12 protein-coding genes are annotated in these 16,838 nt (G+C 38.2%); 2 read left to right on the forward strand and 10 right to left on the reverse strand.

The window, feature by feature from the left end; all coding sequences use genetic code 11:
• Positions 1-5: 5 nt before the first annotated feature.
• The 5 genes from Sdiek1_RS09475 to Sdiek1_RS09495 form a co-directional block, all read right to left on the reverse strand.
• On the reverse strand, positions 6-452 hold the full coding sequence (locus Sdiek1_RS09475; protein WP_087438890.1) for a DVU_1555 family C-GCAxxG-C-C protein: 447 nt from the start codon (positions 450-452) through the stop codon (positions 6-8).
• Positions 445-1,173: a DVU_1556 family methyltransferase gene (gene trsM / locus Sdiek1_RS09480; RefSeq protein ID WP_087439875.1), complete on the reverse strand. Its 729-nt coding sequence runs from the start codon at positions 1,171-1,173 to the stop codon at positions 445-447. Before trsM ends, Sdiek1_RS09475 begins: the two co-directional genes overlap by 8 nt.
• Positions 1,174-1,177: 4 nt before the next feature.
• A complete protein-coding gene (locus Sdiek1_RS09485; protein WP_087438891.1) occupies positions 1,178-1,384 on the reverse strand; it encodes a DVU_1557 family redox protein in 207 nt (68 codons plus the stop codon).
• Between the two features lies 1 nt (position 1,385).
• Positions 1,386-3,749: a pyridine nucleotide-disulfide oxidoreductase/dicluster-binding protein gene (locus Sdiek1_RS09490; protein WP_087438892.1), complete on the reverse strand. Its 2,364-nt coding sequence runs from the start codon at positions 3,747-3,749 to the stop codon at positions 1,386-1,388.
• Positions 3,750-3,843: 94 nt separating this feature from the next.
• On the reverse strand, positions 3,844-6,567 hold the full coding sequence (locus Sdiek1_RS09495; protein WP_087438893.1) for a molybdopterin-dependent aldehyde oxidoreductase: 2,724 nt from the start codon (positions 6,565-6,567) through the stop codon (positions 3,844-3,846).
• Between the two features lie 473 nt (positions 6,568-7,040).
• On the opposite strand from Sdiek1_RS09495, the gene Sdiek1_RS09500 reads away from it, so the two are divergent.
• Both Sdiek1_RS09500 and Sdiek1_RS09505 read left to right on the forward strand, forming a co-directional pair.
• A complete protein-coding gene (locus Sdiek1_RS09500) occupies positions 7,041-8,939 on the forward strand; it encodes an FIST N-terminal domain-containing protein (RefSeq protein ID WP_087438894.1) in 1,899 nt (632 codons plus the stop codon).
• Positions 8,936-9,604, forward strand: coding sequence for a response regulator transcription factor (locus Sdiek1_RS09505; protein ID WP_087438895.1), 669 nt, complete (start codon positions 8,936-8,938; stop codon positions 9,602-9,604). Before Sdiek1_RS09500 ends, Sdiek1_RS09505 begins: the two co-directional genes overlap by 4 nt.
• Positions 9,605-9,659: 55 nt before the next feature.
• On the opposite strand, the gene Sdiek1_RS09510 is transcribed toward Sdiek1_RS09505, so the two are convergent.
• The 5 genes from Sdiek1_RS09510 to Sdiek1_RS09530 all read right to left on the reverse strand — a co-directional run bounded on the left by Sdiek1_RS09510 (position 9,660) and on the right by Sdiek1_RS09530 (position 16,838).
• The gene (locus Sdiek1_RS09510) at positions 9,660-10,721 is read right to left on the reverse strand and encodes a mechanosensitive ion channel family protein (RefSeq protein WP_087438896.1); all 1,062 of its coding nucleotides are present in this window, start codon (positions 10,719-10,721) and stop codon (positions 9,660-9,662) included.
• A 1-nt stretch (position 10,722) separates the two neighbouring features.
• Entirely contained in the window at positions 10,723-12,984 is a 2,262-nt protein-coding gene (gene ggpS, locus Sdiek1_RS09515; RefSeq protein WP_087438897.1) for a glucosylglycerol-phosphate synthase, read from the reverse strand.
• Between the two features lie 230 nt (positions 12,985-13,214).
• A complete protein-coding gene (locus Sdiek1_RS09520; protein ID WP_087438898.1) occupies positions 13,215-13,655 on the reverse strand; it encodes a nucleoside deaminase in 441 nt (146 codons plus the stop codon).
• A 230-nt stretch (positions 13,656-13,885) separates the two neighbouring features.
• On the reverse strand, positions 13,886-16,480 hold the full coding sequence (gene nosZ / locus Sdiek1_RS09525; protein WP_087438899.1) for a Sec-dependent nitrous-oxide reductase: 2,595 nt from the start codon (positions 16,478-16,480) through the stop codon (positions 13,886-13,888).
• A 130-nt stretch (positions 16,481-16,610) separates the two neighbouring features.
• Positions 16,611-16,838: a c-type cytochrome gene (locus Sdiek1_RS09530; protein ID WP_087438900.1), complete on the reverse strand. Its 228-nt coding sequence runs from the start codon at positions 16,836-16,838 to the stop codon at positions 16,611-16,613.

Genomic DNA, 16,838 nt, shown 5'->3' on the forward strand with positions numbered 1-16,838 from the left:
CTTATCTACCTTCTATTCCCGTATTCATAGCCGTGTTCCAACAAAATTTCATAGACTTTGACATATGCCTTTTTGATCATCTCCGCACAGGTCAGCTTATAACTCTGGTCTGCACCATGAAAATCAGTAACGCCTATCAGATTAACACATTTAGTAGCGCCAAATTCCACATTGAACCACTCATGAAATTCAGTAACCATCTGTGTAAAATCTTCTTTGGCACTCTCTTCTTCTTTTGCTTTAGCAGCATAAAGACCTAAAACACCAATGCCACCACTCAAAACGCCACACGTTTGTTGTGTATCGGCGATACCTCGGCATAGACCTTGAGCAGCTCGGATTAGATCATCGTTCTGTATCCCTTCATCTTCAAGAGCAAGTTTATACATAATCTGAGCACAGCAAAATCCAGCTGATGAGAGTTTAAATAAACGTAGTGATAATTCATCCATTGTTTTTTCCTTTTTTTGCGATTAAGATAAAATAACCTGGCTTGCATTGTTTAATATTCTGTTCAAAATGACAACATGTTTGAGTTTCTTCTCCTTCAATGGTTTTACTCCAAAAAGAGCCCATAGATCCGTGAGAGAAGATAATTTTGACCATAAGCTCTTTTAAGAGTTGAGAACAATCTTCCAAAAGCATGATCTCAAATCCTATTGTTTCCAATGCCTCTTTTAATGAAGGCAGATCATGCATGCCCCGCATGCACGAAGTGATAGAAAAATTGTCCATTTCTCTTAGTGTTTCAGAATTTTTGGCATAGACATCGTTGATGACAAACCAACCCTCATTGCTCAAAACTCTATACACCTCGTGCAAGGTTACATGTAAATCATGCATCAGTGACAAGGTGCACTCTGCCAAAACACACTCAAAACTCTCCTGCTCAAAAGGGAGAGCATCACCCGACCCTAAGACAAAGGTTGCAAAAGGATTTTTTGCTTTTGCGATAGTCAATAACTTTTCAGAAGGGTCAATGCCAACCAATTTCATTCCATGATTTTGATAAAGGTACGAAGCCGTTGCTCCCATACCACAGCCTAAATCAAGCACTCTCATCTGCTTATTCAAAGCACAAAAGCTAACAGCTTTATCGGTCAGTATAAACCCTCCAGGACGTAAGGTTTCTCCTGTAGCTTCTTGCATAGAGCTGCTTTCATAGACATTCATCACGTTACTTGTCCTCTAAGCTTTTTTCAACTTCAAGTATCTTGCCTAATGCCAAATCTTCGCTAATAAACACCATATTGCAAGTAGGACACTTTAAAAGTTCTACTTCAAAATTTCCATCAAGATAGCGCACTTTGACCTTTTGTGATACCAATGCTTTCTGGCATTTATCGCACATCCATGGTATTTGTGTATCGATTTTATTTTCCATCTTAGGACTCCACCACTTCCATTCTATGGCTGTAAACATCTTTAATCGTGATGTCACTGCCATTTTCTTCATACTTCACCCAATACGTCACATTTTGAACCCTCAATCGTGCGAGAAAATCTGATGTTTCAGGGTTAAAAAACCGCTCTTTATGTATAAGAGAATTATCGATCACCTTTTCAACATCACTCAACAAAATAAATCGCTTTTCCATCATTGCGGTGATTTCATCTGAAATATGCAGTGTAAAATCATACGTTGTGTCCATGGCACTCTCCTCTTCGTTCCATATCTCTTTAAGAAGTTGATGTTTGAGTCGTTTTCGATTGTTTTGTCGCTCAGAAAGTGTTGGCATTTTTTGAGGAGCATCTTCATCTTTCTCAATGCCATAAATAAGGTCTAAAATATGATATGCTCTTTTATTGCCTTTGACAATGGCATCTTTACACATCGCACAATACACCAAAATATCTTGTTTGCTCTCGTTAATACGGTCCTTCACAAAATCATCGGCTTGTTCAGGATTCGCATTTGAAACCAAACCACCATAGCCACAACATTTTGCTTTCTCTTTGGAATATTCAAGCTCTTCGATGGTATAGCCTAAGGTCTTAACGATGCTTCTGATACTATCATGTACTGCTGTATTATGTCTGCTCGCACACGCATCATGAATGCTCAAAACTCGCTTACCTTTTTTAATATCTGTCGTAGGCAAACCATATTTATCTAAAACTTCCCATAAAGAGATCGTCTTGATCATCGGTAGATATTTTTCAAAGGTAGAAGCGCAACTGGAACAGGCTAAGATAAACGTAGGCTCACCCATTTCTGTCCACACCTTGTGGATTTTTTCCACACTTTCTGGCATGAGATCAAGCCTTCCTGCCCAATCCGCAGGGGCACCACAACACCCTAAATAAAGACCAACATCGTTATCCGCATCTTTTGCTTTGATAATACCCACCACATGTTTATAAATCTCGCCAATCGTGTCTGTATGGGTTGCGCTTAGTTGACATCCTGGATAAAAGAGATAGCCCGTTTTTCCTGATCCCTTATACAAGCCTCTCGCATAGCCAGAAAAGGCAATTACAGGATAGTAAAAGAGATCTTTGGATTGTTCTTTACTGGGCTGTTTTCGAACCATTGAGAAGGAATCACTTTGGCTAAATTGCATATCTTTCAGTGCAAAATCATGCGCTGAAAGTGGCATTTTCCCACGTTCTACCATGCTCAGTCTTGTGGCATGAATAATATCAGCCATCCCAATTCCGATGGGGCAGACTTCTTTACACAAACCACACTCCGTACAAGAATTAATCATCGCATTGGCACTTCTGTTTCCTAGAACAATCCGTTCATTATGATTGATGCTTCTAATATATCTATCCGGTGTGATATTAAATCGTTGCATATGCGCACATGCCTTGATACACTCATCGCATTGGCATTTAAGGCATCTCTTGGCCTCTTCTATCGCTTCATGATCGGAGTAAATAAGCGATGTTTTCACTACTGTTTCAGCGGGTTTTACGGTATCGATTTTATATTTTAATTTCGTTTCAAAAACTCCTTCACGCTCACGAGAAGCGGTCATAGAGGTTTTTGAAATATAACGATCTATTGAGATAGCGGCACGTTTACCAGAACTTACAGAGCCGATAACCGAACGGGTATGAGCTTGAATTTTCCCGCCTATAAACAAGGGAAGCTCACCTACTTGAAGTGTATCAGGATGGATCGCGTATGCTTTATTCCAACACCCTGTTCCCAAATAAACAGCATCATATTTTTCAATATAATTTTGGAGATTTTCTTCTAATACTTCAGTATCATAGTAAACAGTAATACCTTTTTGTTGCATCACCAAAAGTTCTTCTTCTATGATGGCGGTTTCTAAACCTTTACCTTCATAATCCCAAAGGCATCCGCCTAAGCAGTTTGATTTTTCATAAATGCTGACTTTGTACCCTTTTTTATCCAGCTCAACCGCTGCAACACACCCACTTAACCCTCCACCAATGATGGCAACAGTACCTTTTGTCTTGGGTAAGATGAAAGTTTTTTTGGGTTTGATATACCCTAACTCAATGACAGTTTTTTCAAGTTCGCTGATGCGTATGCTTCCTCCAACGTCTTTTCTGACACACGTTGCTTCACAAGGATGGTCACATATTTTTCCAATCAAACGGCTAAAAGGGATTTTAGCTTCCATGATTGTGTAAGCCCCAGCAAAATTACCTTTTTCAATTTCAGACACAAATGCAATCACATCCATATGAACCGGACACGATGCAACGCATACGGGGGGTTCTGAATGAATACATTGATTGCTAATTTCCAATAATTTATCTAAATCCATTCTTATATCCTCATAGTATCGCGTTAAAGGCAAATGAATGTGTGAGATACAAAGAGTATCTCACACATCTTCTAATAAGCTTTTTCTAAAAAGACTAATTAGCTAAAGCTTCCAACACTTTTTCTGGACGAGCTGGTAAGTGCGTAATTCTTGCACCACACGCATTGTAAATAGCATTAATAATGGCCGCATGTGGAGCTGCAAGAGGCATTTCACCTGCACCTGCAGAACCTAGTAAGCCGTTTGGTCTTTGGTATTCAGTATAGATAAGATCAAGATTATCGGGAACATCTTTGATTTTTGGAATACCACAGCCTGTTAGAGTTGTATGTTTTTTAAGATCATCAAAATCTTCGCTCAATGCAAGACCGATACCTTGAACGAGACCACCGTACATCTGTCCATCAACAACAAGTTTATTAATGATGGTTCCAACATCTGACGCTAACGTCATTTTCTCAACATTCGTTTTACCAGTTTTTGTATCGACCTCAACTTCAGCGATACAAACACCATACATATACGCTGCGAATGGATTTCCTTGACCATCTGTTGGAGGTGTATCGGTACATGGTGCTGTCCATTTACCCATGTATTTAACCTCGCGACCCTCAGCGATCATCTCAGCATAAGTGCGATACGTTCCATCTGCTTTTTTCAATGCTTCAAGTAAATTTCTACATGCAACAACTGTAGCATTACCCGTTAAAACATTCGAACGACTTCCGCCAGCTGGTCCACTGTTTGGTGTTTTAGTCATATCGTTCAAAACCAAATCAATTTGGCTTGGTTTAAGATTCAAAGGTTTTAATGTTTCATGCGCAAAGGTTAAAGTCGCAACATCGGCACCTTGACCATGATCTTCCCATGAATTTCCTACTGTAACACCTTTTGCAGTAATCTCTGCCCATGCTTCAGAAGAGTCTGGGCCATCTAAGCCACAACCATAAATGTTAGTAGAAACACCCACTCCGTATTTTTTACCAGCAACTGCGTTTGCATTCTTAGCAGCCGCTGTCTTTTTCGCTAATTCGTAAACAGGACGACTTTTATCAAAGAGTTCTTCTAAACAATAGACATCTGGCTGACAACTGGTTGGCGTTGTATCACCTGGTCTGTAAATATTTTTATAGCGGAATTCAAACGGATCCATACCAATTTTTTCAGCCAATTCGTCAATGAGCACCTCAGATGGGAACATAATCTCAGGAGAGCCATACCCACGGAATGCTGAACCCCAACCATGGTTGGTACAAACAGTGCGTCCATTACCACGAATGTTAGGAATCATATAACCCGCACAACCAAATTGGAAACCACGTTGTGTTAACAAGTCACCAAATTCTGAGTAAGGACCATGATCAACACTCCAATCAGATTCCAATGCTAAGAGTTTGCCTTCTTTGTTAGCAGCCAATTTCATTGTTGTCCAGAATGGAGAACGTTTACCTGTGTAGGTAATTTGTTGTTTCATATTGAACTCAAGGTAAACTGGTCTACCTGTAGCCATCGTTGCAACGCCCAATAATCCTTCCATTGTTGGACTAAATTTATAACCAAAAGTAGCCCCTGTATTGTTTTGGACGATATAAACATCTTCTGCTTTCATACCGACACCCTCAGCAATCATAAGTGCATGGAAGTGAAGTGCGATACTTTTTGAGTGAATAATGAGTTTTCCATCATCATCCACATAGGCAAAACCAACATCTGGCTCAAGAGGTAAGTGAGGTTGGCGTTGTGTATAGAAACTGTCTTCTACAACATAAGCAGCCTCTTTCATAATAGGCGCAGTTTCTGCCCCTTTACTAATGTGATTCGTAAAGTAAACATTTGGAGTGCCTGGGTGAATCTCGATAGCATCACTTGCCATGGCATCAGGTGCATTCATGTAAGCAGGCAACACTTCGAGTTCTACTTTAACTTTATCAACACCTTCGTGAGCCGCTTTTTCATTTTCAGCGAGAACAATAGCGATTGCGTCACCGTATTGGAAGATTTTGGTATCGTTTAAGATAGGACGATCTAGACCATCACCTTTATTTGTAGGGAAAGCCAAACCGTTAATTCTGTTCGTTCCTTTAACATCTTTATAGGTTAAAACAGCAACAACACCAGGGACTTTTTTAGCTTCTTCAGTATCAATTGAGATAATATTTGCATGAGAAACTTCGGCTTGCACAATTTTTGCATGAAGGGTATTAACGGGAAGTTTTAAGCCTAAATCTGCTCCAAAGTCCCATGTTCCCGTAACTTTTGCCATAGCAGAAGGACGAATATAAGATGAGCCAACCAATGACGCACCTTCTGGTATTTTTTTCCAGAAATCTTTAATATCCAATTCGCCTCTCATGATTTTTGCTGCATCCATAACCGCATCAACAAGAGGTTTGTATCCTGTACAACGGCAGAGGTTTTTATTTTTTTGGAACCAATCTCTGACTTCTTCACGTGTTGGGTTGTTGTTTTGCTCTAGAAGAACTTTAGCGGAGACGATGAAACCTGGTGTACAATAACCACATTGTGCTGCACCATAGACCATCCAAGCAATTTGAAGTGGGTGAAGCTTGTCTTTAGTACCGACACCTTCAATGGTAATAATTTCATCATTGTCTTCAATCTTTTTCATCTTCGTAATACATGATCTAACAAGTTTACCATTAAGAATAACAGTACATGTACCACATTCACCACTGTTACAGCCTACTTTTGTACCTGTGAGCCCTAGTTGTTTTCGAAGCACATCAGATAATTTATCTTCTACGTCCGCAACCAAAGTCGTTTTCACGCCATTGATGATTAACATTTTCTTTAACATCTTTTTACCCCTTAAAATTAGTGTTACTCTATTACTAAATGCAACAATATGCGAAAAAAGCATATTGATATCTATAAGCTTTTTGAAAATCTCATTTAAATACCTATAATATGTATTTTTTGCATATTACTAGATATGAACCGTCAAAAAACTCACCAATTTAAATTCACTATGAAGCACGTACATACACTGTATTACTCATGTTTTATAGAATATTTTTTTGGCCTCCCATAACCTACGTATTTTTTGTTGTCTTAACTATCACTGAAGATTATATACTAGTAATCTAGCATGAATATAGCAACAGTATCGATTGCAAATATGCCTTATTGCAAACAGAAATTTGTGAGTAAATACGTAATCTCTTTACATGTAAAGCTTTTTTTTTGCAACTTCATCGCTTAAAGCAACTTTTTGAAAGCTACTATTGGGTATCTTTATTTTAAGGTCAAAACGGTGAAAGGAGACATTTTATGAAAACCTATAATTTTTGTTATGAAACAGGTTCTCTGCCAAGTATTATAGATTTTTCATTATTTGTCAATGAAAAAAATGTTTTAGTACAAATATTTTGTGGCCACGGTAAAGAAGTGTTAAAGTATACCAGTGACGTTATCCTAAGTCATCTTCCAAACGCTATTTGTATAGGAACGACCACGGATGGAGAGATATACGGCGAGTCCATCACAACATTCAGAACCATTATCTCTATTAGTATTTTTGAGCATACCTTTATCAAGACAGCCTATGCACAAAATGATGATTCGTTTCAATGCGGTATGAAATTAGCATCGGATTTGATAACACCCAATACAAAATTACTGATTCTTTTTTCTGACGGTACTCATATGAATGCCGAAGAGTTTTTGCAAGGTGTTGAAACCTTCGATTCAACCGTTCCTGTTTGTGGTGGTATGGCAGGAGACAATGGAAAATTTGAACAAACCTATATTTCATCTCAACATACGCTCATAGGGGAAGGTGTGGTGGGAGTCTCTTTAAATTCTGATATTCTTCAAGTCGCAACGAATTATAAATTTGATTGGAAACCCATCGGACTAACACATATACTTACCAAGGTTCAAAATAATAGAGTTTACATGATCGATGATATGAGAGCGACTGATTTTTATGATAAATACCTCGGCGGTAATTTTTCACAAACAGAATTTCCCCTTATCCTTGAAAAAAATAGCGTTACGATGGTAAGAGCTGTCATTGCAAAACATGAAGATGGAAGCCTTAGTTACAGTGGAAATCTCAATGAAGGAGATCAAGTCAGAATTGGTTTTGGCGATGCTGAATCTTTGATGCAAGACCCTATAGAATCCTTAGAAAATTTACAATCGATCAACACAGAAACATTTTTTATTTTCTCCTGTATGGCACGACGAAGATTTATGCCATTTCTTATCAAACTGGGGATTGGATCTTTTGCACGAACGGCCACCACTTCAGGATTTTACACCTACTCTGAATTTTATCATCATGATGGTCACAATAAACTCCTGAATCAAACACTGACCGTTGTTGCTTTAAGCGAATCAGAAGAAAGTCCTCTTCCTGCTAAACATACAAATACGGATATGAATAAAAAAGATACTTCTTATTTTAGAACTTTTAAAACGATTGAATCATTGACCCACTTAATTGAACAAAGTGCTCGTGATTATGAAGAGCAGTCCAAACGTTTAGAAAAGCAGATGAATTATTCTGAAAATCTTTTGGCATCCCATAGGCAATTTTTGCGTTATACCGTCCACGAAATGAATTCACCACTCAGTGTTATTATGGGCAATATCGAACTGCACGAGATGGAATTTGGGAAAAGTGTTTACTTGGAAAATATCGAAGTTGCCGCTAAAAGTATTTTTTCAATGTATGATGATTTGAGTTATTTGGTTAAAAAAGACCATATTCACTATATGAAGCAAAGGATTGATTTAGTTGACTATGTCCGCAGTCGCATTGATTTTTTTGCTCAAGTTGCAGACAAAGCAAAATCAATGTTTCTCTTTGAATCCAATTTGAGTCAGATATATATCTTTTTAAATGAGACAAAATTACAACGTATCATCGATAACAACCTCACCAATGCTATTAAATATACCTTTGAAAATGAACAGATTATTGTTTCATTGCATCAAGAGCATGATAATTGTCATTTTTTCATTGCATCACACTCACGAAAAATCCAAGAACCTGAAAAAATTTTTGAAGAATACTACAGGGAAGAACAATCACAAGAAGGCTTTGGATTGGGGCTCAATCTCGTCAGAAGAATTTGTAAGGAAGAAAATGTAAAAATAACACTGCATTCAAGTGAAAATATAACATCCTTTTCATATCAATTTAAAGTGCTAAACACATGAAAATTTTACTCTTAGAAGATGATATTCTCTTAAATGAATCTATCACAAAGTACCTTACAACCATTGGTCATGTCATCACTTCCGTAAGAGATGGCAATATCTGTCTTCAAATTTTAGAAAATGAAAAATTTGACTTGCTTGTTTTTGATATCAACGTACCCAATGTTGATGGATTAACAATCTTAGAAACACTGCATGCACACAAAAAAATAATGCCTGTTATTTTTATCTCAACGCTCATTGACATCGAAGATATATCACGAGCATTTGAACTTGGGTGTTACGATTATTTGAAAAAACCCTTTCATTTAAAAGAACTCAATCTAAGAATTGATAGAATTTCCAAAACCGCTAAAAAAGATATGCATCACAAAAGACTTTCCGCTTCTTACAGTTTTAATTGTGACACGATGACACTTTATTTTCACGAAGAACCACAAGTTCTATCCAAACGACAACTTCAAATTATCGAATTTTTAACTCGGAACCGTGGATTTGTTTGTGGCTTTGATATGTTTCGAGAAAATGTGTGGAATGATTTTGATATGGATGTCGATGATGCCACCATACGAACAGAAATCAACCGCCTAAAAAATAATTTGAAAGAAGATTTTATCATCAATATTAGAGGTATTGGTTACATGATCAAAGTTCCTCCAGCGTAAAACATTCACCAAAGGGATTTACATGTAAAGCCTTTGTCTCATAAAAAATCCAAAATTACTCTGTGTTTTTATGAATAAAAAGTGTTTGAGTCGGGTAAGCAAATTCGATCCCTTCTTTGTCAAAGGCTTCAAATATCGCAAGATTGATTGACTGTTGAATATCCATATAAGTATTATAATCCCCACCATTAACGAAGTAAACAAATTCAAACTTCAAACTTGAATCTCCATACGTTGAAAAATGTCCCCGATCATACGTTGTATTATCGATCATTGTAATGATCTCTTTGACGATGGTCGTTATTTTTTGAGCAACTCTGGCGCAATCTGATACGTCACACTCAATGCAAAAAACGACCCTTCGACTTTCCATTCTTTTATAATTATGCACACGTGAATTGGTCAAATCGGTATTAGAAAAAACCAGTTGTTCGCCACTGAGTGCGCGCATGCGTGTTGTTTTGATGCCGATGTGTTCGACAATACCTGACTTATCACCCACCATAATAAAATCACCCGTTTCAAAAGGTTTATCAAAAAAGATGACAAAATAACTAAAAAGATCCCCCAGCACTGCTTGAGCAGCTAAGGCAACGGCAATACCACCAATCCCAAGACCTGCGACGACGGCGGTTATTTTTACTCCAAGGTTATCCAAAAGAAACATGATGGCAATAATCCAAATCGCAAAACTCACCAGCCCGCTAATTCCTTTGAGCTGATCTTTCTTTTGAATCGAATCATCGGACTTTTGTAAATAGCGTTGCAAACTATAATGCGCGATGGCAATCACAATACGCACGGAAAACATCGTTAATAAAACGATCATCATCACATCAAGGATATGCTCTATTTTCGAGGACAATGTCAGGAATTTGAGTGACACATAAAAGATGGAAAAGTAAAAAATAGGAATAAAATAGCTTTCTATGACACGAATAAGTAAACCACTCACTTGTGTTGGAATCGCATTGATCCATATTTTAAGCTTTGCCAAAATGTAATGTTTCAAAATAAAAACAGACAACGTACCTAAAGTATAACCCCCTAATGCGAGGCAATAGTCCAAAAGGGTGTTTCCCATAAAGGTATAGTCTAAAAATGAATTGATCGTCATTTTATTTGCTTTTGTGCATGACTGCGTCCATAAAGCCCTCTCCCCACGTATGCACATCGTTACTTCGCACAATCGCATTCATCCTTGACATTCGATACGCTCGATCATCTTCGCCTAATGTGAGAGCAAGATAGAGTGTCTCTTCCATACTTTTAGCATCATACGGATTAGTGAGCAGTGCGCCATGCAGTTCCACCGCAGCCCCTGCAAATTCGGAGAGGACGAGTACGCCTTTGCCACCAAGATTGCCTTGTGTTGCGACATACTCTTTGGCAACTAAATTCAGTCCATCACGAAGGGGAGTGATCCACGCCACATCTGCCACACCATAATACGCGATGACATCTTCATACGCAAGAGAGCGGTAAAAGTAACGCACAGGCGTCCAATCCAGTGTCGAAAAACGACCATTGATGCGTCCAACCATCGTATCAACATCGACTCGCAGGGCTTCGTACACTTCCATACCTGGAGCAGCAGGCGTTACAAAGTTGAGTAACACCAAGTTTCCGATAAACTCAGGATGATTTTCAAGGAGTGTTTCAAAGGCTAAGAGTTTTTCGAGTGAGCCTTTGACATAATCAAGTCTTTCTAAAGAGAGAATGGCACGTTTGCCTACAAATTCATTGCGAATACTCTCGATTTTATGGCGAACAGCTAATTTTTTGAGCAAAAGGTCTATTTGGGCACAGTCAATGCCAACAGGATGCGCCCCAAGGTGAACTTCTTTTCCTCCCACACGAATGCTATTGGTCACTCTATCGACCCCAAGCGCACAGCCATAGGTCATAAAGCGTGGTGCGCATGGTGTTTGAGAGAGTATCGTGGTAGGTGCAAAACTTTGCACAACATCCACAAAATTTTCCACATAACGAGGTATATGAAAGCCTATATAATCACATTGCAACAAACTTCCGATGATCTCACGACGCCACGGGATAATGTTGAAAATAGTAGCAGGCGGAAAGGTGGTATGGTGAAAAAAAGCAATTTTAAGATCGGGTCTTAGCATACGCAAAAAGGCAGGCACCATCCATAGATTATAATCATGAATCCAAACAAGTGCCCCTTTGGCGGCTTCTAGCGCCGTTTGTTTAGCAAAAATCTCGTTGATTTCAAGGTAATGTTCCCAATGATCTTGCTTAAACTCCACCTTATCGGGAAATGAAAAAATGATGGGCCAAAACGCTTCTTTGGAAAATTTCTTGTAAAACAGATCAACATCTTTGGCTAAAAGAGGAATGCGCGCGGCTTGTAAATGGGGGTATTTGGTAACATCAACATCCACTTGTACCTCAAAATTTGCAGGCGTTCTAGAAGCTTGCAATGACCAAGCGACCCATGAACCTTTGATGCCTGTCGTGAAAAAATTCAACAATGTGGGAATGATGCCATTGGGGCTTTTTGGTTTATGTCGTTTGCCATTTGCCATTTCATCAAACGGCAAGCGATGATAGACCATCACCAAATCTGATTTTCCTGCTTTATGAATGAGAGAAGGCTTTTCACTTTTTAAAAATTCATAATGCGCAAGCCCTTCGATAATACCTGCACACCCCTCCCCAGAAGAGAGATAAACCTCTTTGCAATCACGCACCGCATGAATTAAAGCTGGCTCAGAACCACCCACAACAATACTCGAAAAACCCTCTTTAAACATCGAAAGATCATTGAGTGTATCACCCGCGGTTACAATTTGTTCAGGAGCAAATTCAAGTTGTGCACAGAGCTTCCGCAAGGTTGCACCTTTCCCCGTTCCTTTGGGCAAAATATCGAGATACTTATGTGCTGAAAAAAGAAGCTCACAACCCAAGGCTTCCACAACAGCTCTTAGACCATCATCGATCAATCCTTCGCGCACAAAAAACGAACAACGTCGCTCTTGGGGTACACTTTGGCGCTCCAAATACCCAAAAGGTTCAAGAGCGTCAAGAACCTGTTGTGTGCCTGGCCATACATCGGAAATACTCTGTTGCAAGGGAAAAACAGGCAGCAACGTGTCGCCATGCACGACCGTAGCGCCCACATCCGCGATAATATAATCAGGCCTTGGAACCATTGGATCGTTTAAAAGTGGCAAGATGGACTCTAAGCCTCGACCTGACACAAAAATAAGCTTAGCATGTGGAATGTTACCACTGAAAAGTTCACGTAAATGACGACGGGCAGGCAATGGACTTGCGAGTAGCGTACCATCTAAATCGGTGGCAAGAACCACACTTGAGTTTGAGTCTAATGAAGAAGAAAGTAATTTTTTAAGCATTGGTGCCTCCAGTGTATTTTGTCGAACAAAACCCTTTGGCTGGGCAACATTTATAAGAGAATTCCTCGTAAAAGTGAATTAAGAATCATGTAGAGTGTTGTATATCAATTTATTGTAGCTGAAACTTTCGTATCGGAGCTTAGGGGAAGTGGGGTAAATTCTTGTGGTGAAGCTTTACATGTAAAGATTTTATTGATTGTAAAAGTTATAAGTTTAGTTCTGATTTCTTTTTATACACCAATATCTTCATTCCAAAGTTCAGGATTATTGTGTATAAAAGATTCCATCAGGTGACGACATTTTTGGTTGTTGAGCACTTCAACTTCAACACCTCTTGACCTTACATACGCTTCTGGTCCACAAAAAGTTTGGTTTTCACCAATAACAACTTTGGGTATGCCATAAAGCAAAATCGCACCACTGCACATATCACAAGGAGATAACGTAGAGTAGAGAGTTGCTCTACGATAATCAGCGGCACTAAGACGTCCAGCATTTTCCAAACAGTCCATTTCAGCATGCAGCACAGCACTTCCTTTTTGAACTCTTTGGTTGTGACCACGCCCTACGATTTTACCATCTATAACAAGAACAGCACCAATAATAGGTATGCCACCCTCATCCAACCCTTTTTGGGCTTCTTCTATGGCTGCTTCTAAAAATTTATCCATAATTTTTCCCTTTTAGTTATCCTAGATTGTTTTGTATTATAGCTTTTTTGCGATGTTGTATGATACGGAAGCTAAACTTTGAAAAGTTGACTTTTTTATGTCTTTACATGTAAAAAAATGAAATTTTAGAAAGTTAAAAGTTTAGCTCCGACCTTTTTATAATTTCGGCTCTCGTTTATATCTCTTTTGTGAAGAGAAATAAGAAAATCAATGTTTCTCTTCTCTTATATTTAGAAAAAATCAGCGTTTTTGTCTACCCATTTAAAATACTCAATAATATCTGTAATCTCTTGGTCATTCATATTTTGGTTTGGCATTTTAAGGTTAAAAAATTCAATGAGCTTTTTCATATAAGGCTCTTGAAATTTACTTTCAGGATTTTTAACATATTCTACAATCCATTGCTCAGCATTTTTATGGCGTTTAAGCACACCCGTTAAATCTGGACCGGAACTAACTCTGCCAATGACATGGCATCCAGAACAACCGCCTTCTTTAAAAGCCCCCTCTCCTCTCTTAACAGCTTCAGATTTTGGAGAAGCCAACACACTTGCTAACAAATCTTTAGCCCTAATAGCCGAATCAGCCGTTTTGATGATGTATTGCCATGCCATATTTTCAAACAGAATAGCATTTTCCAAATTATTTTCATTGTACGCTTTGAAAGCTTTCTCTTTCTCTGGAAGAATCTTCGCATATTGGTCTTTAGCATCTTCTACCAAGTTATTAACAGTTGGATACTTCGAAGCTTGATTCTCTTTTAAAAATGTAAAAAGATCATCAACAACGTTTTTAGATGCTTCATTATTGGCTGTAATTTTTTTATACTCTTCTTGAAGCTCTGAAGGAGAGAGATTTTTGATTTTTGATTTCTGACTCCAGTCATAATCTTTTTTCGGATCTTTAACCAAAAAATATCCCATCATTTCCAGATGTAATGCCGAACAAAATTCCGTGCAATAGTAAGGGAAAACACCTTCGATATCTGCGACAAAATCGATCTGTGCCGTTTCCCCTGGTTCGACGGAGACATGAATATCGTGATGATCAATCGTAAAACCGTGCGTTTCGTCTTCTGCACGTTCGACATTCGTAATATACATCGTTACTTTGTCCCCTTTATTGACGGTAATATGCTCTGGATTGATATGTGAACGCACCATCGTCGCATAAATATAAACATGATCTCCTTTTCGAACAATACGTTCTTCTCCCGCAAGCGTTTTACCTATATGCGGCTGACCCGTTTTCGGGTTTGTTCCCATAGGATATCTGACTTCGGGGTGTATTTTACTTGCGCGAATGGATGCAGCCTGATGAGGCTCGCCTAAAGGTATCGGTAAGTCGTATAACAGTTCCATCTTTTTTTCGCCAATATCAATGAGTTGATTATTTTGTGGATGCAATGGTCCGACAGGTAAAAATCTATCAATAGCTAATTTATTCAAAGCGATAAGATATTTCCCTTGAGGATCGGCAGATTTACCTTCCATCGCTTCAAGATGGCCAACATTATAGTGAATATTAACTCTGTCAAGTAGCTTCAAATTTTTATAGTCCCATTTTACAATTTGAGAATCTACATACAAAGAGCTGTAAACAATCCCATCCTCTTTTCCAAAGCTATTATGTAGATGTCCAAGTCCCAATTCAAGTTGACCATGCAATGATTTTTTTAAATCGAGGATTGGTATACCATAAGAATCCTTGCCGATAAACTCTTTATTCTCTATTTGTTTAATGATTTTTTTAAAGTCATAGACAGAGGCATGTGTATCTAGCTTTCCAGAAACGATAATATATTGACCGTCAGGATTCACGTCAACTCCATGCGGAGATTTATTTTCCGGAATCAAAAAAAGTGCATTATTTTTAACTGCCACATCAATAGGAATTACTTTGTGATTATTAATGATTTTTACATTTTTTGCATCTTTTGCAAGCTCAGCTAATTTTTTCCAATTGTAAACATGTAAATAATCTGTATCGCTACGACTGCATCCCGCTTCGAAGGGAGGGAGCCCTTTTTCAATTCCTCCCGTATAAAGTTCGGAATTAAAAGAATTAGTAAATCCCCATCCATCTGAGATACCTTTTCCAGCATCTGTCAAATCTTGCATATAAGGAGGAAGTTCTAACGTAAAAGATTCTTCTGGCAAAATTCTTCCTTTTTCTTTGTCAAATTTCCAAAAAGTTACTCCCCCTCTATAAGTATCTTGGTAAGCTTCCATAGGATAATAATCGTTTGTTAAAGGTGCAGCATATTGACATGATTCAAGAATATAATCAGTATTTGGCGTCACAAAAGCGCCGCCATGATCTGATTTAAAAAGAGGGTTCACAACGATTTGAGAAGTTTCAAAATATTTTAAATTAATAACGGCAATTCTAGCATTCGCTTTATCATTAATAAAAAGGTATTTCCCATCATAGATACCATTCGTTTCAGAAAGTGCAGGATGATGCGTGTCTCCCCAATTAATTTCTCGACCTCTTACATTGCCTTCTCTTAAAATTTCTTTTGAATCTGTATCAAAACCATATCCTTGCCACGGTTCAGGGGTAAAAACGCTGATATATTTCAATATCCGCATAGAGGGGACACCGTAAACTAATACTTGCCCTGATTGTCCGCCACTGGCAAACACATAATATTCATCATGTTTACCGCTAGGTTGATAGACTTTTAATGCAGCAATAGCGTCTTGCTCAGTGAGTCCGCGCTGTTGCATAATATCTTGAAATTTTGATTGAGCATACATGGATTGCACAGAAAACGTCAATCCTAGTATTATGCTATAGATAATCAATAAATATTTTTTCATTTTTTTCTCCTATTGATATCGCTTATTGAGCTCCAAATCTACTAATCTCGTCAATAACGTTTTTGAACCTCTTCTTCCGACATATGTTCCAGAATTTCACTGTGCATTTCTTCTTGTTGTTGTTTATATTCTAGTAATTTTTTGATACATTCCTTCTTTTTTTTAAGCCTATCAATTTCGTTCCCATAGCTCCTTCTCCATTTACGCCATGGCATGGAGCACAATTGCTTTTATAGAGTTGACTGACTTTAAATTTACCTACAGATCCTGCTCGTTCTTCTAAGGCTTTAACTTTTAATGCTTGCTTTTGTCTTTCAGCTTCTCTTTCTCTTTTCTTTTTCCATCTCTTCGTTTGCAT

Source organism: Sulfurospirillum diekertiae, from assembly GCF_002162315.1.
Taxonomy (GTDB): domain Bacteria; phylum Campylobacterota; class Campylobacteria; order Campylobacterales; family Sulfurospirillaceae; genus Sulfurospirillum.